This is a genomic window from Pseudomonas sp. DCB_BI (assembly GCF_026240995.1).
GTDB lineage: Bacteria > Pseudomonadota > Gammaproteobacteria > Pseudomonadales > Pseudomonadaceae > Aquipseudomonas.
Window position 1 is genome coordinate 37,795 of sequence record NZ_JAPFCG010000032.1, and the last position, 19,097, is coordinate 56,891.

Here is a 19,097-nt window from a genome sequence, read left to right on the forward strand (position 1 = left end):
GCACTTGGCGTTCTGGCGCGGCAGCTTCATCACCCTATCCCTATCACCGCCTGGATGCTCGCAAGCGCCCTAGCTGGCGGCATCACCCAGTAACTACCCATTTCAGCGCCGGCCGCACGCATGGCGCGGGAGACTCGCATGTCAGAAATTCGCGTAGAGCTCGACCAGCAGGTTGTCGGCCTGACGCCGGCAATTCTGGCCAAGGCCTTCTGGGCCATGGAAGACACCCAGCAGGCAAAGTTCTTCGATGAACTGGCCAAGGTGATTGAGGCCGATCACATTACCAACGCCAGCTCCTACGGTTACGGCGAGCTGCAGTGGTGCTACCTGAAGGACGTCCTGCGCCGTCCCGGCATGGAGCGCGCCAACAAAATGCACATGGCCCTGTCAGCGTTCGCCTTCGACTTCTGGCCGCGCAAGCCTCACGGCGCACGGGAGGGATTGTGATGAGCAAACACACACCTGGCCCTTGGATCGCTCGTCAGGTTGGCGGCGTAGGTTTTCCTGGGCAGAAGGGCTGGGCAATCGACTTCAACGAAGATCAGGAGCAGGTAGTCGACTTCGTCTACGAAGAGCCCGACGCGAAGCTGATCGCTCAGGCGCCAAACCTCCTGGCCGACCTGATCACTGCCGCTGGCACGCTTCGCCACTACGAAGCGCTGCACCGCGCCAAGAACACCGAAGACAGCCTGAAGAAGGCCGAGGTGAATGCCGCACTGGCAGCCAGATTCGAGCAAACCATCGCCAAAGCCGCATCCTGAGGCGCCCATGAACACAACACCCCGCCTGGCCGCCCAGCTTGACTGGATGACGGTCGGATCGTTCTCGCCTGAGCGGTACCAGGGCGAAGATCGCAAAGAGTACGAAGAAGAGGCCGCTCGCATTGAGCGGCAGTGGGACAACCAACCGAGCTGAGGTGCCACATGGCAACCGTAACCCTGATCCTCGGCAAGTCCGGGGCTGGCAAGAGCGCATCACTGCGCAATTTCAAGCCTGATGACGTGGCCCTGGTCCAGGTCATCAAGAAGCCGCTTCCCTTCCCAGGCTCCAAGGCCTGGAAGTCCTATGTCACCGACAACTGGGTCAAGGTTATCGGAGCCTGCCGCCAGACCAAGCGCAAGGTGATCGTGATCGACGACTTCCAGTACATCCTGGCCAACGAGTTCATGCGCCGGAGCGAGGAGAAAGGGTTCGATAAGTTCACCGAGATCGGCCGGCACACCTGGAACATCTTCGAGGCACTGCTCGGCCTGCCCGACGACGTTCGTGTCTACATCCTCAGCCACACGGAGGAGACGGACGCCGGCCAGATCAAGATGAAGACCATCGGCAAGATGCTGGACGAGAAAATCACGCTGGAGGGCATGGTCACAATCGTCCTGCGCTCTGTGGTAAGCGACGGCCAGCACCTGTTCAGCACCCGAAACAACGGGTCGGACACCACCAAGGCCCCAATGGGCATGTTCAATGAGGCGATGATCGATAACGACCTCGCCTTGGTCGATGCCGCGATCTGCGAGTACTACGACCTCACCAACACCACTCAGGCCGCATAGGAGCCTTCTGAATGTTCAACCTGGACGCAAATGCCGCGCGCTCCGCGGACAACAAGTCAGCCTTCATCGACGAAGCGGGCAAGTTCATTGGCGAGTTCTTGCGCGCCGAGTATATGGAGAAGCAAGAAACCGGGTCGACCGGTATCGGCTTCACCTTCAAGAGCCGCGACGGTGCTGAGGCCACTTTCTACCTCAATCTGACCTACCAGCACGGCACCCGCAACGAGGGCGGCTACGCGATGATGAACGCCATCATGGCCTGCCTTCAGCTGCGCACCGTCGGGTCGCCGCAGCCAACCCAGTTCGAGAAATGGAACAACGACACCAAGCAGCGCGAACAGGTAACCGCGCCCGGCTTCCCTGAGTTGCTGAAAAAGCCTATCGGCCTGCTCATCCAGATGGAGATCGAGAAGAGCAGCCAGACTGGAATGCCGCGACCGATCATTTACGCACCATTCAGCGCTGAATCGGAGAAAACAGCATCCGAGATCCTGGACCCGCGCTGCACAACCCCGGCGAAGCTGGAAAAGATGGTGCAGCAGTTGATGAAGAAGCCAGTGCATGACCGTCGTCCGAAGTCCGCCCAGGTGGCCGGCGGATACGCCCAGCCCGACAACTACGACTACGGCGCACCGCCTGATTTCTCAGACGAAATCCCGTTCTGATTGTTCATGAGCAGCAGTCAAGCCCGCTGCTGCCATCCACTCTATCTTCCATGATGGACATTATATGACCGCCTACATTTTCGACTCTGAGACCACCGGCCTGAACAGCCCGGAACTGGTTGAGGCCGCCTGGCTGCAACTCGGTGCTGGACTGGCCGTAACCGGCGAATTCTTGCAGCGCTACAAGCCGTCCAAGCCCATCGAACTGGGCGCCTTGGCAACCAGCCACATCCTGGACGAAGAGCTGGCTGACTGCCCGCCTCACGACTCTTTCAAACTGCCTGAAGACGCCACCTACCTGATCGGTCACAACGTCGATTACGACTGGGGTGTCATCGGCAAGCCAGAGATCAAGCGCATCTGCACCGCAGCGCTGAGCCGCGCGCTGTGGCCTGATGCTGACACCCACACACAGTCAGCCATGATCTACCTGCATTACCGTTCGGAGGCTCCAGAGCTTCTGCGCAACGCTCACGCTGCTCTTGACGACGTCAAGAACTGCCGTCGCCTCCTGGCAGCCATCTTCACGACCCTCAAGGCGCAGCTGGGGCGGCCGGTGGCAAGCTGGGAAGAGCTTTGGGAAATCTCCGAGGAAGCACGAATCCCAAAGGTTATCCGCTTCGGCAAGCACGCCGGCTCGAAGATCGAGGACATCCCTCGCGACTACAAGCGCTGGCTGCTCGGCCAGGCCGACATCGATCCGTACCTGCGGAAAGCACTGGAAAAGTAAGCCATGCCACTCGCCACCATCCTCGACCTGCTCCAGCGCCGAAAGGAACTGGAGCAGAACCTGCAGTTGCTGTTCAACCGTAGCTGCCAGTGGAGTCGCGCCGAACGTGTGCGCGGCGCTGCCACCATCGAGAACCTGACTCAGCAGCTGTTCGAGATCACCGAGCAGATCGACTCGGCGCGCGCGGCATGAGGCGGATCAACAACCTGGTCCGCCGGCGCCGGCGGCAAGAACAGTTCCACCTGCCGCCCAGCGGCCTCACGGAGCACCGAAATGCAGAAAGCACCTTCTGGAGTGGTAACCCTGCCGGCCTGGATGAATCGGCCGGTCAAGAAGCTGTACAACACCCGCAGCGGCGGCCAGTACCGGCCTGACGACGTGGCCCTGGCCTTTGCGCTGAGCCTGCGCGAGCACGACAGCGCGGACCATCTGCGCAGACTGGCCCGGCGCCTGGTCGACAAGGTCTGCCTGGAGCACCAGCCGAACATGAAGCGCCTAGCCCGCGAGCCGGACGACGCCAAGGTGTTCGACGCTGCGCTCAAGATCATCAACCGGGTATGCGACCTGCTCGACATTGGGCCGGGAGCCAGCTTTGTGCGCAATGGAGGCGATGATGGCCCTGACGTCGAAGCAGCGTGACGACAAGCGCAAGGAGAAAGAAGCCAAGGCTGGCATTGAAGAGCTGCGCATGAAGACGCGCGCCGGAACCCGCCAGGCTCTGTCCGAAATCATGCAATGGGCCCAGGTTGAGGAAAACGGCGAGGCCATGACCCTGCTGATCCATCGCATCCATGAATTAGGGCCTGAAGCGGCTCGCCACTTCCTCAGTGCGCCGCGCCACGAAATCAAACTTTCCAGTTCTGTGGTGCGCAAGCTCGATCAGTTTAGGCTGAGCCGTGAGCTGCGGGCTCCAGGCCTGGAGCTTGGCGACGACCCGGACGATACGGGCCTGATACTGCTGGCAGAGCTAGGCTGAAGAGCGGGCGCGTCGACTTCAAAGACCTGACGAGCCAGCTTTTGGGCCAGTCAGTCCTTGAACAAAACTCGTCCTTTCGCATAGGTACCGATAGATAAAAGATTCTCGGTGCTAAGCGTCGACGCTCCTTTTAGGATCAATCTACCCTCGCCCATGCTGGCCTGAGCTGCAAGTTGACATAACTCGCTGACTGCTCGACCAGTGATGGACATTTCAATCGCAACACCTGACGCGATCAGATCGGTTAACTCTTTCAACGGCCTTGCTTCAAAACCCATCTGTATCTCCTTATTCCGGCCCCATGCCGACTACCTCTTATACCGCAGAGGTAATTGAAAAACCGCGCAGATCGTCATTCCGAACCACATCAAAACCTCATACAACATGCCGCATCCGGCCACGGAGGGCGGCGCATGCATGGAGAAAGCCATGACCCAGTTCTACCTGCAGGACAGTCGCAGCCATGTCGGTGACGGCATGATGTTCTGGGCCAAGCAAGGCCGCGGCTACGTGACCAACCTGGACCAGGCCGAGCTGTTCACCTTCGAGGACGCATGCCGCCAACGTGACACCGATATCCCCTGGCCGAAGGATTACATCGACGCCAGGGCGCACTACGGCGTCGACTGCCAGCTGATGGATGACGACAGGCGCATTGCGGGGCTCCAGGCCGGGGCCCGCGTCTATGTGCACGTGCCAGGCGACTGGAATGGGAACGACGTATATTGGATAAGCGAGCAACGCGGAAAGGTGACCGAGAATCTGCAGCAGGCCATCTGCATGGATCTGGAAAACGCCCAGTTCACTTATGCCAACCACGCCGGCCAAGGCACGCGAGTATTCTGGCCGGCAGCCTACATCGAGGAGATCCGCCGACGCCTGGTGCATCGCCAGAACGTCGACCATAAGCTGGCCCTGCGCGTGGCCGGGGTAAAGATGCCCAGGCAGCCCAAGGTCGCCAAGCGCCGCCAGCCGATGCTCAATTGCTGCGGCTGCGGTCGCTTCATCAGCTGGGACGGCCGATTCCTCAACGACTGCCAGAACTGCGGCGCGAACAACTGCCCGTGACCCTCCGGCGCTACCCGCCCGCCTCAGTCGACTGAGCGGGCGTCAACACAAGTTGCAACGCATTCGACGATCGCCGTGAAGCTACCGGTGAAGCTGTGCCGCAGCTCTCGCGGCATGTCGTAGGAAAAGTGGATCAGCCAGGAACCGTCGCCCAATAGCACAGCCTCCCGACGATACTTAGCAACCTGATCCTCATCAATTCCGAGAACTGCTGCGACTTCCTGGTTTGTTGGCTCGCGGTCCATCGGGGATTCAACTCGCTGGTCTGGAATCACAAGCAATAGACCAAACGACATCAAATTGCCACTAATAAACGCCACCCCGGCGAGGGCGGCGCCTGCACGCAAGGACCACAACATGACCCAGCAGCACCGCATCCTGGTGGGCGACTGCATCGAGATGATGCGGACGCTGCCGGATCAGTCAGTGCATACCTGCATCACCAGCCCGCCCTATTTCGGGCTGCGGGATTACGGGGTCGACGGCCAGATCGGGCTGGAGGCCTCTCCCCGCGAATTCATCGACAATCTAGTCGCCGTGTTCCGGGAGGTCCGGCGGGTGCTGCGCGATGACGGCACGCTGTGGGTGAATCTGGGCGACAGCTACGCCAGTGGCGGTCGCGGAGGCGGCGGTCGGTACATGGCCGAGCGCGGCGACGGGGCATGGCAAGGCAGAGGCGAGGCAACAGGCTGGCGATCAGCCCCCACCGGCTGGAAGCACAAGGACCTGCTGGGGCTGCCTTGGCGCCTGGCAATCGCACTGCAAGACGACGGCTGGTACCTGCGCCAGGACATCATCTGGCACAAGCCAAACCCGATGCCCGAATCGATCAAGGACCGGTGCACCAAAGCGCATGAATACCTATTCCTGCTGAGCAAAAGCCCGCGCTACTACTTCGACCAGGGCGCCATTCGAGAGCCGGCCCGCGCCCAGTCTGCACCGGATGGAGCCAGCAGGCGCAACAGCTTCGCCAGGGAAACGAAGTACACCGAAGGCGAACACGGTCAGACCGCCCAGCACCGCGCCGGACGCGATGACATCGACTACGACGAGACGCGGAACAAGCGCAGCGTCTGGACGGTGGCCACCGCCAGTTTCAAGGGTGCCCACTTCGCCACCTTCCCGCCCGACCTGATCCGGCCTTGCGTGCTAGCTGGCGCGCCGCGCGGCGGGCTGGTGCTCGACCCGTTCGGCGGCGCCGGCACAACCGCGCTCGTCGCCATGCAGGAAGGCCGGCAATCGGTCACCTGCGAGCTGAACCCCGAATATGCCGCTCTCGCCCGCCAGCGTCTTGATGTCGCCTGGATCGAAGGAGCTGCGCAGATGGACTTCCTGCTGGACCACTCACCAGCTGCCTGAAACCGAGGATCACATGACCACAGCAATCGACCTGTTCGCCGGCCTCGGCGGATGGAGCACCGGCGCGCGCGCCGCAGGCGTCCAGGTTCTCTGGGCGGCAAACCACTGGCCGGTGGCCGTTGAATGGCACAGCGCCAACCATCCCGAGACGCAGCACGTATGCCAGGACCTGCATCAGGCCCGCTGGGAACAAGTGCCGGCACACGACATCCTGCTCGCATCACCCTGCTGCCAGGGCCATGCCAAGGCCCGCGGCAAGAAGTCGGGCAACCCTGAGCATGACGCTTCGCGATCGACGGCCTGGGCACCGGTATCAGCTCTGGAGTTCCACCGGCCGCAGGCGGCAGTAATCGAGAACGTGCCGGAGTTCACCGACTGGGTGCTCTACCCCGCCTGGCTTCAAGCGGTACAGGCGCTGGGATATCAGGCAGCGCCGCACATCGTCGACTGCGCCGACCTCGGCGTGCCGCAGCACCGGGTACGCCTGTTCATGGTGCTGACGCGTAGCAAGGCACCGCTGATGCTGCGGCTGCCGCAGGAACGGCATGCGCCCGCTGCCAGCTTCCTCGACTTTGCCGCCGGACGCTGGTCGCAGATCGAGAAGCCAGGCCGTGCCCAGGCCACGCTCGACCGGGTGCGCAACGGCCGCCAGCGCTTCGGCGACCGCTTCATCATGCCCTACTACGGCAAAGGCTCCGGCACCACCGGCCGCGACATCAACCGGCCGATCGGCACCATCACCACCCTGGACCGCTGGGCCCTTGTCGACGGCGACCAGATGCGGATGCTCAGCGCCAGCGAGGCCCTGGCCGCTATGTCGTTCCCAGCCAACACCCTACGCCCGGACAGCCACCGATTGACCATGCACATGGCCGGCAACGCGGTGCCGCCTCTGGCGGGGCAGCGAGTTATCGAAGCGCTCATGGCAGCGGCCTGAAGTCGTTAAACAGCCGCACCAGCTCGTGAGCGAGCTGCGCAATAAGCAAGAAGATTTTGAGGATCTGGAGGAGGGTCATTGCTGCTCACCAAATAGACGTGGTGAGCCGAAGAATACCGACGCCAGTTTCACCATTTTTCGACTGATATGCAAGGTACCCCCATGCCCACAGAAAACCGATCCTGCAACACCGAGATGGTCAGCGTGCCGCGCGAGCTGGCCGATCGCATTCAGCAGCGCCTGGACCTGGCCGCTTCAGCGTTCAAAGCCGCAAAGCCTGAGCGCGACCAATTCCGCGCCCTCCTCGCCAAGCCAGCCCCGCAGCCCCACCCCGACCCTATAGCCTGGATGGTTGGTACTGCCATCTGGTGGACCAAAGAAGAGGCAGAGCGGGATGCGCAGGCGGCTGGCCTGCCGGTGGTTGCCATAGGACCGATGCCGACGCGCCAGGACGAGCCAGCCTGGTTTATGACCGAGGGCGGCGTGAGCGCGATGCATGCGAAGGCCAAGGCAATGAGCGCCCAGCAAGGCTTGGACACCAGCTCCTACTGCGTGCCGCTCTACACCCACGCCGATCCTGGCGAGGTTGAGCGGCTGCGCCTGGAGCGCCGGCGAATGGATCAGGCGTTGTCAGCGTGCGCGAACGAGCGCGACACCCTGCGCACCCTGCTGGTCGAAGCGCTAGCCTTCCTTGATGAAGCCTACAAGCATGACATCGGAACGCAGCTCAAGCGCGAGATCAAGGCCTTTTACCTATCCGCCAGCGCAGAGCCGAGCGCGCCGGTTGCGCAGGCCTGAAACAAAGTCGTTTTAACCCGCCTCCTCTGGCTCTCGCTCCAGCAGCCAGAGAGCACTTTCGATCTCCGCAATTGCGCCAGGCACCAGCTCGGCATTTACCCATTGCCAGGACGTGTTGCCTATGAGCCCGCCAATGGCTTGGCGGCGCAGTTCACCGATGTCGATGCCCTGTTGCTCCGCTGCTGCAAAGGCCGCCGCCAGCGCGTGCTCCAAATGCATAACCCTTTCTGTGGTCATGGCTGCTCTCCAGTTGGGGAGCTGAGTTTAGCCCTCTACCGATGACCCGTATGTGAAAAACGCACAAGAGCACACTTGTACTCTATTGATGTAGCCCATCACTCCTCTACTTCGTGCAGGCTGAGAGCTTTTCTGTTACAGCTCCCCCCTCAGTGGCGATCTGACGAGCACGCCCAACGCCCCAGGCCAAAGCTCTGGTCATCGACTCACCTGGTCTTGAGTCAAACGCCTCTTCATGAAGAGCACTTCCAGCCGGCGCGTAGACGCCGATGAACATCTGGGTAGTGCCTGTGCGGGACAATCTGACCTGAACATCAACCATGGTGCCGTCGTCGAGAATTTCGTCATGGGTACGATGGTGAAGCGTTGGGTCGGCCCAGTCCCAATATGCCGGTCCTCGAATTCTCATAATTCCTCCGTTCCAGCTGTTCTGCTTTAGGTCGTGAAAAACAACATAGCGAACCTAACCATAGAGACAACTAAAACGACCGAAACTGAGAACTCGTTCCGACAATTGGCCAAAAACTATACATATTTACGATTTTGTATAATTTTTCGCCGAAGTTCTTACACGTCATCCCGGATAGTCACGGCAAAATCGATCCACTCTTGAAACGCCTTACGCTGAGCTTCGAGATCCTCCTCCCAGCAAATTTTACCCCCGTGGCTGTAGGCCACTCGATTCATCAATGCAGCAGTCGATTTATCGAGCTCCTTCAGCAATTGATAAGCACGATATCTCTGGTCGGCGTTCAGCATCTTGTTTTCTCTCGCGGCGCTCGCAGCCCACTCTCTGTTGAGCAGGGCTTGCTGGCCGTCTGCTATCTAGACCCCTCAGTAACCAATTTTATTCCCAGCACACGCTGAAATCAGCAGCGTAAGGAGAAGTCATGCCTGAAGAAATCAAGCTAATCCAACGTGTGGCCGTCGAACGAGGCAAAGACAGCCAGGCGGCGCAGCCATGACCCGCCTCGCCATTTGTCTCCTGCTGCTGGCCACCGGCGCCAGCGCAGACCCACGCGAAACAATCCCGATGCCTTACGACGCCCGGATCTACCACGACGATCTGCGCAGCGTCACCTGCTGGAAAATCGGGAACGGGCTGAGCTGTATCCCCGACAGCCAACTGCAGGCCGGCAACCAGCGCCAGCTCTCCCCGCACGAAACACAACCCGAACCTACACCCGCACTGGCGCCTGGGCGCTGGATTGATGAGAGGTATCAGCTGTGAGCAAAGCCGCCAGGGAAGATGTGCTCGACGAGATGACCAAGGAAGACCTGGTGGAGTGGATCAGGTCTCAGCACTTTTTCATGAAGCCCAAGAAGAGCGATGTGCTGTATCTGCGCTGGAAGCGGCAATCGGCAGACGTTCTGACCGAAATGGAGAAGGAAAACCGCGCGCTTGACCATCTGGACTTCAGCGAGCGGGATCGACTGGCTCGGCAGTTCAACGCGTCAACAGATCCAAGTGAGCGGCTTCGACTGGTCGAGAAGATCGAGCCTTATGACAAGGCGCTGAGAGACCACCTGAACCGCTCCGAGGCGATCAACCGCAAGCAAAAGCGAGTGGATGCACTCTACGACCAGATCGAGGTCGAGCGGAAAAAGGAGTGCCGATGATGACCGACCTGATCGAAGTGAGAGTATCCAACCTTGTCGGAGCGGCGCTGGACTGGGCCGTCGCGAAGGCCGAAGCGGTACCGGTCTTCATCGATCACCAAGGATGGGTGCGAAAGCTGCCAGATGACACCAGCGCCTGGCGTCCGAGCTGGAACTGGACCCAAGGCGGGCCGCTGTTCGATAAGCACCTGGGCAGCGCCCATCACAACTCGCACCTGGAGGACAACAGTTGCCGGTACAGCGCCGGCCCTGCAGGCGCCGGAATCTGGCTCTACGGGCCAACCGCATTGATCGCCTTCTGCCGAACCCTCGTTCTCACCAAGCTCGGCGATACCGTCCAGGTGCCGAAGGAGCTGATGCCGTGAGCGCTGCAGCCAAAGTGCTCGACCCCTGCAGCGCCAGCCGCATGATGTGGTTCGACAAAGAAGACCAGCGCGCCCTGTTCGGCGACATCCGCGACGAAGAGCACCTGCTCTGTGACGGCCGTGTGCTGAAGGTTGAGCCCGATGTTCTGATGGACTTCCGTAGCCTCCCCTTCGAGGCCTCAACCTTCCGCCTGGTAGTGTTCGATCCGCCGCACCTCACCCGGGCCGGAGTCGATAGCTGGATGCGCGCCAAGTATGGACTGCTGACCAGCGACTGGCGGGAGGACATCCGCCAGGGCTTTGCCGAGTGCTTCCGCGTGCTGGAGCCCGAGGGAATCCTGATCTTTAAGTGGAACGAAACCCAGGTGCTGGTCAGCGAGCTGTTGGCCCTCACCGATGAAAAGCCCCTGTTTGGCCACAAGTCCGGCAAACGCGAAAAGACGCACTGGATCACCTTCATGAATCGCCCAGCTTCGGCCTAACTCCTCCCCCCCAATTCACCACTCAACCCGCCGACATGCGCGGGCATGGAGATCTATTGCCATGACAAAACACACAGCAGAGCCCTGGGACCTGATGCCGCACGGCGTTATCTACGGGGGTCCGGTACAGCAATACGCCAACGGCTCTTCTCGGTCCCAGATCGCCATGTCCACCGGCGCTGACTTCATGGCTCCTGGCGAGCAGCAGGCCAATGCGCGCCGCATCGTCGCCTGCGTGAATATCTGCGCAGGCATCAGCACTGATGATCTTGAGCGGCATTCTGACATTGTCAGTGCCCAGCTTGCGACGGAGCATACGTTGCAAACGCAGCGCGATGATCTGCTGGCTGACCTACAGCTCGCCGCCGCCCAGCTGCGCAAGTACGAAGAACTGCACCGAGCCAAGGGCACCGCCGACAGCCTGGCAAAGGCCGAGGTCAACGCCGAACTGGCTTCGCACTTCGAGCAGACCATCGCCAAGGCCACGGCCTAACCAACCTGCCGCCACCGGCGGCATGGAGACCACCCATGAACCTGATCGACTGCTACGTCACGAAGATCCTCGGCGAGCCGTACCGCAAGTTCGGCCACTGGTGGGTCGACGTTGAATACGACAGCTGGGGCAGCACCAGCAAAACCCAGCTCATGTTCCGCACCGAGGAAGCCGCCCGGGCGGCGAAGGTCGGGTACCACTTCACGGCCTGAAAGGCATGGAGAAAGACATGGCGAATGCCACAGCAGCAAAGCCCTCAAGCATTCAGCCGCGGTTCATCCGGTTCGGCGATGCACCTGGGTATCTCGGCATGTGCCGGGATGAGTTCAACAAGACGGTCAGGCCGAACGTGCGGGAATTCCCCATCGGAAAACAGGGCGTGGCCTTTGACCGCCAGGAGCTTGATGAGTGGGCGGACGCCTACATCGAAGCCAAGGCGATTGAAAAAGCCACCGGACAGGACAACAATCGGCCCCGCAGCGAGCGCCGAGGAGATGATACATGGCGCGAAAAACGATCACCGGCCTCTACGAGAAGGGCGGTGTCTGGCAAATCGACAAAGTCTACAAAGGGGAGCGAATTCGAGAGAGTACTGGAACTGGTGACCGGGAAGAAGCAGAGCAGTACTTGATCCACAAGCTCGAGCAGTTGCGTCAAAGGAAGGTGTATGGCGTTCGGCAGGTGCACACCTGGGAGGAGGCGGCAATGCGCTACCTCCTTGAGGTCAAGGATCAGCCCTCCATTCACCTGACTGCCTTGTGCATGAAGCAGCTTCACCCGTACCTGGGCCACCTGCCGCTGACGCACATCGATGACCAGGCGCTGGAGCCGTTTATCAGGGATCGGCAGACAGAAAAGGTTCTGCCGGATGGGACCATTGAAAAGGCCGTGAGCAACCGGACGATCAACATCGCCATCGAGCGCGCGGTCCGGGTTTTGACGTTATGCGCCAGGAAGTGGCGAGACGACGATCGCCGGCCATGGCTGGACAGTGTGCCCATGCTGAGGAAGCTCGAAGAGAAGAAGTCGAGCCGCAAGCCCTACCCAATGTCATGGGAAGAGCAGTCGATCCTCTTCAACGAGCTGCCTGGTCACCTGCAAACGATGGCCCTGTTCAAGGTAAACACGGGCTGCCGGGAGCAAGAGGTGTGCAAGCTGAGGTGGGATTGGGAGATATCGGTGCCGGAACTGGGAACCAGTGTTTTCCTGATCCCTGCTGACTTCGGCGGGAGACACGCCCGGTCGGGCGTAAAGAATGGTGACGAGCGCCTGGTGGTGCTGAACAACGTGGCGAAGTCGATTATTGAAAGGCAGCGCGGGATCAGCAAGGAATGGGTATTCCCATACAACGGCACCGCGATGCACCGGATGAACGACTCGGCATGGAAGAAGGCACGGGTGAGAGCGGCGAAACTCTGGCAGGAGGAAAACCTTCGCCCCGCTCACCCTGGATATGCCTCGATCAGGATTCACGACTTGAAGCACACCTTCGGTCGACGACTGCGGGCAGCAGGCGTTACTGAAGAGGATCGGAAATCACTGCTCGGGCACAAGAACGGTAGCATCACCAGCCACTACTCCGGCGCTGAGCTGGGCAAGCTGATTGAGGCTGCGAACATGGTATCAACAACTGACTCTCGCGGGCCGGTGTTGACGATCTTGAAGAGGAAAATCGGATGAAGTCCCGAAAAACTCCCCACATGCAAAAACGACAAAGCCACCCGGAGGTGGCTAAGTCGTTGAAATATATGGTCGGGACGGAGTGATTCGAACACTCGACCCCTTGCACCCCATTCAGTTAATTATAAGCATTCAGCGGAAATCAGTAGCATTCAAAAGAATTACCGAAAGCTAGCAACCATGGGGCTTTCAGACTAATATTTGGTCTAACCCAGTCCAGAGATTTCTACAGAGAGCCACTGCCACGGTAGGGGTATAAGTAGGGGTTTTTTGGGGCATCCTTCCGCCTGCAAGGGGTAGACAATGGCCAAGATAACCGTCAGAGAGCTCGAATCGCTCACTGCTGAGGATCACGGAAAAACCATCCGAGACGATGGCAACCTACTAGGCAAAGTTATCTCTCGTCAGAAAGGCGTCTCGGTGAGCTTCTATTACCGTTTCAAATGGGATGGAAAACACAAAGACTATGCTTGCGGCACCTGGGCCAAAAATGGCAGCAAGAGTAGAACACTATCTGAAATTCGATCTGAGCATAGAAGGGCAAGTCAACAAGTATCTGACGGTATTGACCCGACATCTGCCAAGAAAGCCGCCAAAATTGAAGCCCAAGCAAGCATCTCCGCCACCATTGCAGAGGCCGAACGCCATGCAGCGGAAAACAAGACTTTTGCAGACTTGTTCGACGAATGGTTGCGCGACGGTGTCTCCCGACAGGATGACAACGCGGAGCTGCAGCGCAGTTTCAAGAAAGACGTACTGCCTGTCATTGGCAAAAAACCATTGCGTGCCCTGACAGAGAAAGACTTGTTAGCTTCTTTACGCGCAGTTCGTACGCGTGGTCTAAACCGCACTGTGGTTATCCTATACAACGACATTGGACAGATGCTGCGCTGGGCCGAAAAGCGCAAACCGTGGCGATCGTTGATGATTGACGGCAACCCAATCGACTTGATCGATGTGCGGACACTGCTAGACCACGACTATCAAGAAGAACGTGACCGCCTGCTCTCTCCCGACGAAATCCATGAACTACAAGGCGTCTTTGCTCGCCTGGAGCATGACTATGACACCCTACCCGTCGGCCGGAAATACTCCGGCATCCGTCCTGTTAACTCTCGCGTGCAGTGCGCAGTATGGATCTGCCTAAGCACCCTCTGCCGGATAGGTGAGCTACTCAAAGCTGAATGGAAAAATGTGGACCTGGAGAAAGGCACTTGGTTCATCCCAGCACAGGCCACAAAAGGACGTAAAGGCAAGCGCCAGGATCACCATGTATTTCTATCACAATTTGCTTTGGCACAGTTCAAACGCTTGCAGGAAGAAACTGGAAGTAGCCCTTTCTGCTTCCCCAGCAAACACGGTGAATGCCATGTTGATACCAAGACCGTGAGTAAACTGATTGGTGATCGGCAGTGCCGGTTCAAGAAGCGCAGCAAACCATTGTCAGGTCGTCACCATGACGATTCGCTAGTGCTGAACAACGGCACAAAGGGTGAATGGACCCCACACGACCTTCGCCGTACCGGGGCGACCATGATGCAAGAACTTGGCGTCACTCTAGAGATTATTGATCGTTGCCAAAATCACCTGCTCGCAGGCTCCAAAGTACGCAGGCACTACCTCCACCATGATTATGCCAAGGAAAAAACTGAAGCATGGCGCCTCCTTGGAGACAGACTAGAAACAATACTGGCCTAGGAAAGAAATGAGCCGGGGGTGGGTAACTGAACGTTGAAGCCCAGCTCGTCAAGGCAGATGTCTCATGAGCATTTTGGCATCGATCCTATTGTGCTGGAGCTGCCGCTATCGCATCGGAAGCGAGGTGCGCTGGGAGCAGCTTACGCACGCGCTCAGCTCTTGAGTGGCCGGAAAGCCGCGCAACTGTGGGCAAACTGCTTAGATCAGCTTCGGAACAACACTAAGCGAGCGCTTGCAGATTAATCTGGCGCCCCCTGGCTTGAAGCCCCAACTGTTACGTCTCTGCCTTCTTTCTTTCCCGTAACACGCTAACCGAGTTTGGCGGAGGGTCCGGGATTCGAACTCAACAGGATAGTTCGATGTGTCAAGATTTTTTGGTTAAAAATCAATATTATATGGAAATCAGTTCGAATGTAGCGTAGTCATTATCAGCAGTTTTCCACTCCCGACCACCGGTATCCACTGAGTGACGTGCGGACGCTCTAGAGCAGCTACTTGGGCGTATTTTAGAGCTTGGTACGTTCTGTCCTATTCCGCTGTGTTCCTTCCACATCCAGGCTGTGAGTGGGGGACCAAATGGGGGACCAGATTTGAAGTTTGGAGGCTTCCGCCATGCCCAAGCTCACCGCGAAACAGGTTGAAACCCTTACCGACTTCGGCAAGTACGACGATGGTGACGGCCTTCGCCTGGTCATCCGTAAATCCGGAAAAGCATGGGTTTTGCGTTACCAACTCGCGGGCAAGCGTAAGGAAATCGGCTTGGGCCCCTATCCTCGCTATGGATTAAAGGAGGCCCGCTCGCGCGCCGACACCCACAGGGCATTGATCCGCGATGGCATCGATCCATTGGTACGGAAAGCCGAAACACACCAGGAAGTCGAAGAGCTGCCCGGGTTGCTCAAGAGAAAGGGCTGGAGAACACTTTCCGCACTTGCGCCCTAGACTTCATTGCAACCCATCGGGCTGGCTGGAAAAATGCCAAACACGCGCAACAGTGGACCAACACCCTGACCTCTTACGCTTTCCCATTCATTGGCGACACCCCCGTCGACAGCGTTGACGTCGAAGGTGTTTTGAATGTGTTGAAGCCTATCTGGACCAGAGTGCCTGAAACTGCTCGCAGGGTGCGCAATCGGCTCGAGCTGGTCCTCGACTACGCCAAGGCCAAAGAGCTGCGCCGCGGCGAGAATCCAGCCCGCTGGCGCGGTCATTTGGAGAAACTGCTGCCATCCGGAAGGAGTCTCAGCAAACATCACCATCACCCGGCGATGCCTTGGGCAGAAGTGCCCGCATTTGTCCAACAGGTGCGCACTTTGCCCGGAATCGGCCCGCGCGTGCTGGAGTTCATCATCCTTACCGCCGTGCGTACTAGCGAAGCATTGAACGCACGCTGGGACGAGTTCGATCTGGATGCCGGCGTCTGGGCCATACCTGAGGATCGAATGAAAGCCGGCGTTGCTCACCGAGTACCGCTCCCCCCTCAGGCTGTTGCATTGCTTAAATCCATGCAACACCCAATACGATCCTTTGTTTTCGAGCACCACAAGCGTGGGCAGCCGGTGTCAAACATGATTGGCCTCATGCAGATGCGCCGGATGGGCTTCGGGCATTTTACCGTGCATGGCTTTCGCTCCAGCTTCCGCGACTGGTGCGCCGAATGCACTAGTGCGCCTCGCGAAGTCGCCGAGATGGCGCTTGCTCATGCAGTAGAAAATCGCGTCGAAGCGGCTTACCGCCGAGGTGATTTGTTCACTAAGCGCATAGGGCTAATGCAGCAGTGGGCAGACTTTCTCGACAACGCTAAATGAAAGGGCGTTAGCCAAGACCGGTACAAATTGAAGCAGCGTTACGATTAGGCGGCGTGCTGAATAGACATAGGGATTGAAGGACACACGGGCAGGTTCTTCACTGTGAGACTTCATATCAACCTGAGCATTGAATGGTAATCTCCAAGATGGATTCTAGGATATGATATGACTCGCATCTGGCATGCGGGCCGTTGAAATAAAGGGGTTTCTACGTTCCCTTAAAAAGGAATAGCCTTGATTCTGGACTTCTTTCCAAGGATTTCAATTACTGGCTCGGCCTCAACTGATGACAGCACAATCGTTCACGGCCTGGCGCTGGGAAAAACAGGACCATGATATAGAGTCCATGCCTGGACAAGGCCCTAGACATTCGACGTATGCGCGCAGCGTGAAGGCGAAGATGTTGGACAGCCTTCAACACTCGCCGCCGACGTGACTTCACGACTTAAATTTCAAGAGAGAAGCCGGCCGAAGGCGGGAGGAAGAATCCAGCATGACCGCAAATTAGCTTTCGAAGACACTAGACCACGGCTCTGGGAAACGCCTCGCTAAGGGCTCTAGTCAACCACTCCATAAACCACTCCGCATCAATGCTCAGCTGTTGTGATGGAGTTAAAAGATAATACGCCTCCATGAAAGCAGACTGCTCTACACACTGCACCAAGGTGCCATCCTTTAACTCGTCACTGACAAGCACCTCTGTCGCCAATGCGACACCGTAACCACGCTCAGCCTGGTGGAGTACCAGCTCGTTGCTGATATGCGAAGCGTCAGCTTTGACGCGGATTTTGAGGCCCTGAGCAGCGAACCAAGCATTCCAGCACGTTCCGTCATCAACGTGTATCAGCTGACAGCTTGGCAGCTCAGCAAGCGTGGGTCGTTTAGGCAGGTTAGCGAGATACCCAGGCGAACAGACCGCAAATGCCTCTGGACGAATCAAAACTTTTCGTATGCCTGAAAGGTTGCTCGGTAACCCATAAGCAATTCCCAAATCGGCCTGCCGATGCTCCACTGAGGTAAAGGAGGAATTTGGCTCAATAGCGACTTTCAGCCCCGGTCGTAACTCTCGTAGTTCACCAATGCGAGGAGTCAACCAACGTGAGGCGAACGCCGGAGCGCAAAGGATTCGCAGCCAGCGCTCCTCAGCTCTTTGCGATTGACGGGCTCCCGCCTCTACCAAGATCTGAAGCGCCTGCGATGCAGCTTGGTAATAGTCCGCTCCGGCGGCAGTCAAGATCACGCCTCTTGGTGTTCGATCAAAAAGTCGAACACCCAGCCAATCCTCCAAAATTTTCACATGCCTACCGATGGCAGGCTGCGTAACGTGCAGGGCTTGGGAAGCTGCAACGTAACTGCCCAAGCGAGCGGCGGCCTCAAATGCACGGACTGCGTTCAGGGGGGGCAGACGGTCAATATTCAAGCCCGGACCTCCGGTGTTAGTTTTTTTAATACCTAAGCGAAGTTTATTCTGCTTTTCGGATTAACTCAAGTTCACGATACTCGAAACCAGCGTACGAACTCTCATAGAGGATCTAATCATATTAGGCATTATAGCAACAATAAGGCTATTCCCTTCCACGTCGACGTCAAGAGGCACTGGCAGCGCCATCTGCTCAGATGAGGCCTTGGCTAACGGACCGTCGCTGAGCGACAAACGGCATACGTAACGAGGAAAACTTCCAGAAAACGTTCAAGCGCACTGCAGCCTGACTACAAACTTGTAGAATTCAACTGTGGGCTCAATAATAATATCTGCCATTCATCACTCACGAAATACCTGTTTTAGAAGGAGATCCAGGCCATGACGTCAACAGTCGACACAGCACTCCAGAAGGTTACGCTACGACTGATACCGTATCTACTTTTACTTTATGTAGTTGCCTATATTGATCGTGCGAACATTAGCTTTGCTGCACTGGAGATGAATGCATCGCTGGGTTTTGATGCAAGTATTTACGGACTCGCAGCGGGCATATTTTTCATCGGATACTTTATCTTTGAGGTACCCAGCAACATCTTACTCGCTAAATTCGGCGCCAAAATATGGATCGCGCGCATTCTAATGAGTTGGGGAGTTGTGGTCATTTTGACTGGTTTCGTTCAAAATGCAACTCAGCTTCATATTTTAAGATTTTTGCTGGGACTCGCTGAAGCAGGATTATTTCCAGGTCTGATTTACTACATGGCCTCATGGTTCCCAAAGAAGAGCATGGCAAAGAACGTGGCTATGTTTATGTCTGCGATTCCTGTGGCTTATATCATCGGCGGCCCAATTTCAGGTTGGTTGATTGACAATGTTACGGGCCTTAGCCTGGAAGGCTGGCGCTGGATGTTCATCATTGAAGGTGCTGCAGCTGTCGTTCTTGCACCAATTACCTACTTCTACTTGACAGATAGCCCGCCGAAGGCGCACTGGCTGACTGAAGACGAAAAGCAGGCATTATTGTTGGAAGTCAATGCCGGTGGATCGGCTACGATGCACGAGCAGGATCATAGTGGGCGGTTGCAGGAGCTGAGTGCAACACGGTTATTGAATTAAAGCTGGAGCATCATGCCGCATAACCAAGGCTTCCTGCATCACCTCGCCCATGACTTCGATCGGGCACTTGAAATCAAAGCGTTTAC

The 19,097-nt window shown here is 57.8% G+C and carries 31 protein-coding genes and 1 pseudogene; 26 read left to right on the forward strand and 6 right to left on the reverse strand.

Annotation, left to right across the window (positions count from 1 at the left end):
• The first annotated feature begins 138 nt into the window (after nucleotides 1–138).
• From OO258_RS25900 to OO258_RS25940, 9 genes are all read left to right on the forward strand, one after another.
• Nucleotides 139–447: a hypothetical protein gene (locus tag OO258_RS25900; protein ID WP_266034388.1), complete on the forward strand. Its 309-nt coding sequence runs from the start codon at nucleotides 139–141 to the stop codon at nucleotides 445–447.
• A complete protein-coding gene (locus OO258_RS25905) occupies nucleotides 447–761 on the forward strand; it encodes a hypothetical protein (RefSeq protein ID WP_266034391.1) in 315 nt (104 codons plus the stop codon). Before OO258_RS25900 ends, OO258_RS25905 begins: the two co-directional genes overlap by 1 nt.
• A 7-nt stretch (nucleotides 762–768) precedes the next feature.
• On the forward strand, nucleotides 769–915 hold the full coding sequence (locus OO258_RS25910; RefSeq protein WP_266034394.1) for a hypothetical protein: 147 nt from the start codon (nucleotides 769–771) through the stop codon (nucleotides 913–915).
• An 8-nt stretch (nucleotides 916–923) separates the two neighbouring features.
• On the forward strand, nucleotides 924–1,556 hold the full coding sequence (locus OO258_RS25915) for an AAA family ATPase (RefSeq protein WP_004573816.1): 633 nt from the start codon (nucleotides 924–926) through the stop codon (nucleotides 1,554–1,556).
• Nucleotides 1,557–1,567: 11 nt separating this feature from the next.
• A complete protein-coding gene (locus OO258_RS25920; RefSeq protein ID WP_266034398.1) occupies nucleotides 1,568–2,221 on the forward strand; it encodes a hypothetical protein in 654 nt (217 codons plus the stop codon).
• A 64-nt stretch (nucleotides 2,222–2,285) separates the two neighbouring features.
• Nucleotides 2,286–2,951 (forward strand): 3'-5' exonuclease, encoded by a 666-nt coding sequence (locus OO258_RS25925; protein WP_266034400.1) that lies wholly within the window; start codon nucleotides 2,286–2,288, stop codon nucleotides 2,949–2,951.
• Between the two features lie 3 nt (nucleotides 2,952–2,954).
• Nucleotides 2,955–3,143, forward strand: coding sequence for a hypothetical protein (locus tag OO258_RS25930; protein WP_266034402.1), 189 nt, complete (start codon nucleotides 2,955–2,957; stop codon nucleotides 3,141–3,143).
• Nucleotides 3,144–3,224: 81 nt separating this feature from the next.
• Entirely contained in the window at nucleotides 3,225–3,590 is a 366-nt protein-coding gene (locus OO258_RS25935) for a hypothetical protein (protein ID WP_266034404.1), read from the forward strand.
• A complete protein-coding gene (locus OO258_RS25940; protein WP_266034406.1) occupies nucleotides 3,565–3,927 on the forward strand; it encodes a hypothetical protein in 363 nt (120 codons plus the stop codon). The genes OO258_RS25935 and OO258_RS25940 overlap by 26 nt, the downstream gene beginning before the upstream one ends.
• Before the next feature lie 50 nt (nucleotides 3,928–3,977).
• On the opposite strand, the gene OO258_RS25945 is transcribed toward OO258_RS25940, so the two are convergent.
• Nucleotides 3,978–4,205 (reverse strand): hypothetical protein, encoded by a 228-nt coding sequence (locus tag OO258_RS25945; RefSeq protein WP_266034409.1) that lies wholly within the window; start codon nucleotides 4,203–4,205, stop codon nucleotides 3,978–3,980.
• 151 nt (nucleotides 4,206–4,356) lie between these two features.
• Between OO258_RS25945 and OO258_RS25950 the strand changes: the two genes are divergently transcribed.
• On the forward strand, nucleotides 4,357–4,995 hold the full coding sequence (locus OO258_RS25950; RefSeq protein WP_266034412.1) for a hypothetical protein: 639 nt from the start codon (nucleotides 4,357–4,359) through the stop codon (nucleotides 4,993–4,995).
• A gap of 23 nt (nucleotides 4,996–5,018) precedes the next feature.
• On the opposite strand, the gene OO258_RS25955 is transcribed toward OO258_RS25950, so the two are convergent.
• Nucleotides 5,019–5,354 (reverse strand): hypothetical protein, encoded by a 336-nt coding sequence (locus OO258_RS25955; RefSeq protein WP_232861628.1) that lies wholly within the window; start codon nucleotides 5,352–5,354, stop codon nucleotides 5,019–5,021.
• Here OO258_RS25955 and OO258_RS25960 point away from each other — a divergent pair.
• The 3 genes from OO258_RS25960 to OO258_RS25970 all read left to right on the forward strand — a co-directional run bounded on the left by OO258_RS25960 (nucleotide 5,353) and on the right by OO258_RS25970 (nucleotide 8,089).
• Nucleotides 5,353–6,354 (forward strand): DNA-methyltransferase, encoded by a 1,002-nt coding sequence (locus OO258_RS25960; RefSeq protein WP_266034416.1) that lies wholly within the window; start codon nucleotides 5,353–5,355, stop codon nucleotides 6,352–6,354. The two genes, OO258_RS25955 and OO258_RS25960, sit on opposite strands and share 2 nt — an antisense overlap.
• Before the next feature lie 13 nt (nucleotides 6,355–6,367).
• Entirely contained in the window at nucleotides 6,368–7,291 is a 924-nt protein-coding gene (locus tag OO258_RS25965; RefSeq protein ID WP_266034419.1) for a DNA cytosine methyltransferase, read from the forward strand.
• A gap of 162 nt (nucleotides 7,292–7,453) precedes the next feature.
• Nucleotides 7,454–8,089 carry a hypothetical protein gene (locus tag OO258_RS25970; RefSeq protein ID WP_266034423.1) on the forward strand — a complete coding sequence of 212 codons (636 nt, stop codon included), beginning with the start codon at nucleotides 7,454–7,456 and terminating at the stop codon, nucleotides 8,087–8,089.
• A 12-nt stretch (nucleotides 8,090–8,101) separates the two neighbouring features.
• Here the strand turns inward: OO258_RS25970 and OO258_RS25975 are convergent, their stop codons facing one another.
• The 3 genes from OO258_RS25975 to OO258_RS25985 form a co-directional block, all read right to left on the reverse strand.
• Nucleotides 8,102–8,326 carry a hypothetical protein gene (locus tag OO258_RS25975; RefSeq protein WP_064590662.1) on the reverse strand — a complete coding sequence of 75 codons (225 nt, stop codon included), beginning with the start codon at nucleotides 8,324–8,326 and terminating at the stop codon, nucleotides 8,102–8,104.
• A 106-nt stretch (nucleotides 8,327–8,432) separates the two neighbouring features.
• A complete protein-coding gene (locus OO258_RS25980; protein ID WP_266034427.1) occupies nucleotides 8,433–8,735 on the reverse strand; it encodes a hypothetical protein in 303 nt (100 codons plus the stop codon).
• Nucleotides 8,736–8,893: 158 nt separating this feature from the next.
• Nucleotides 8,894–9,085, reverse strand: coding sequence for a hypothetical protein (locus OO258_RS25985; protein ID WP_114942608.1), 192 nt, complete (start codon nucleotides 9,083–9,085; stop codon nucleotides 8,894–8,896).
• A gap of 202 nt (nucleotides 9,086–9,287) precedes the next feature.
• On the opposite strand from OO258_RS25985, the gene OO258_RS25990 reads away from it, so the two are divergent.
• From OO258_RS25990 to OO258_RS26045, 12 genes and pseudogenes are all read left to right on the forward strand, one after another.
• Nucleotides 9,288–9,557: a hypothetical protein gene (locus OO258_RS25990; RefSeq protein WP_266034433.1), complete on the forward strand. Its 270-nt coding sequence runs from the start codon at nucleotides 9,288–9,290 to the stop codon at nucleotides 9,555–9,557.
• Nucleotides 9,554–9,946, forward strand: a complete 393-nt coding sequence (locus OO258_RS25995; RefSeq protein ID WP_266034436.1) for a hypothetical protein — start codon at nucleotides 9,554–9,556, stop codon at nucleotides 9,944–9,946. Before OO258_RS25990 ends, OO258_RS25995 begins: the two co-directional genes overlap by 4 nt.
• Nucleotides 9,946–10,311 (forward strand): phage protein NinX family protein, encoded by a 366-nt coding sequence (locus OO258_RS26000; RefSeq protein ID WP_266034439.1) that lies wholly within the window; start codon nucleotides 9,946–9,948, stop codon nucleotides 10,309–10,311. The genes OO258_RS25995 and OO258_RS26000 overlap by 1 nt, the downstream gene beginning before the upstream one ends.
• Nucleotides 10,308–10,793, forward strand: a complete 486-nt coding sequence (locus OO258_RS26005) for an SAM-dependent methyltransferase (protein ID WP_266034442.1) — start codon at nucleotides 10,308–10,310, stop codon at nucleotides 10,791–10,793. Before OO258_RS26000 ends, OO258_RS26005 begins: the two co-directional genes overlap by 4 nt.
• Before the next feature lie 61 nt (nucleotides 10,794–10,854).
• Nucleotides 10,855–11,286, forward strand: a complete 432-nt coding sequence (locus OO258_RS26010; RefSeq protein WP_266034444.1) for a hypothetical protein — start codon at nucleotides 10,855–10,857, stop codon at nucleotides 11,284–11,286.
• Nucleotides 11,287–11,321: 35 nt separating this feature from the next.
• Nucleotides 11,322–11,498: a hypothetical protein gene (locus OO258_RS26015; protein ID WP_196766185.1), complete on the forward strand. Its 177-nt coding sequence runs from the start codon at nucleotides 11,322–11,324 to the stop codon at nucleotides 11,496–11,498.
• A gap of 17 nt (nucleotides 11,499–11,515) precedes the next feature.
• On the forward strand, nucleotides 11,516–11,917 hold the full coding sequence (locus OO258_RS26020; RefSeq protein WP_230849534.1) for a hypothetical protein: 402 nt from the start codon (nucleotides 11,516–11,518) through the stop codon (nucleotides 11,915–11,917).
• The gene (locus OO258_RS26025; protein ID WP_237143262.1) at nucleotides 11,839–12,966 is read left to right on the forward strand and encodes a tyrosine-type recombinase/integrase; all 1,128 of its coding nucleotides are present in this window, start codon (nucleotides 11,839–11,841) and stop codon (nucleotides 12,964–12,966) included. The genes OO258_RS26020 and OO258_RS26025 overlap by 79 nt, the downstream gene beginning before the upstream one ends.
• Before the next feature lie 303 nt (nucleotides 12,967–13,269).
• Complete coding sequence (locus OO258_RS26030) at nucleotides 13,270–14,664, forward strand: tyrosine-type recombinase/integrase (RefSeq protein ID WP_103469097.1); 1,395 nt, start codon at nucleotides 13,270–13,272, stop codon at nucleotides 14,662–14,664.
• 51 nt (nucleotides 14,665–14,715) lie between these two features.
• Nucleotides 14,716–14,907, forward strand: a pseudogene (locus OO258_RS26035) (integrase); the annotation flags it as partial.
• 369 nt (nucleotides 14,908–15,276) lie between these two features.
• Complete coding sequence (locus OO258_RS26040) at nucleotides 15,277–15,606, forward strand: Arm DNA-binding domain-containing protein (RefSeq protein WP_232099756.1); 330 nt, start codon at nucleotides 15,277–15,279, stop codon at nucleotides 15,604–15,606.
• Between the two features lie 5 nt (nucleotides 15,607–15,611).
• Nucleotides 15,612–16,472: a tyrosine-type recombinase/integrase gene (locus OO258_RS26045; RefSeq protein WP_371919409.1), complete on the forward strand. Its 861-nt coding sequence runs from the start codon at nucleotides 15,612–15,614 to the stop codon at nucleotides 16,470–16,472.
• Between the two features lie 520 nt (nucleotides 16,473–16,992).
• Here OO258_RS26045 and OO258_RS26050 read toward each other — a convergent pair.
• Nucleotides 16,993–17,892 carry a LysR substrate-binding domain-containing protein gene (locus OO258_RS26050; RefSeq protein WP_103469098.1) on the reverse strand — a complete coding sequence of 300 codons (900 nt, stop codon included), beginning with the start codon at nucleotides 17,890–17,892 and terminating at the stop codon, nucleotides 16,993–16,995.
• Between the two features lie 381 nt (nucleotides 17,893–18,273).
• Here OO258_RS26050 and OO258_RS26055 point away from each other — a divergent pair, with 381 nt between their 5' ends.
• On the forward strand, nucleotides 18,274–19,011 hold the full coding sequence (locus OO258_RS26055) for an MFS transporter (protein WP_265979805.1): 738 nt from the start codon (nucleotides 18,274–18,276) through the stop codon (nucleotides 19,009–19,011).
• The last annotated feature ends 86 nt before the right edge of the window (nucleotides 19,012–19,097 follow it).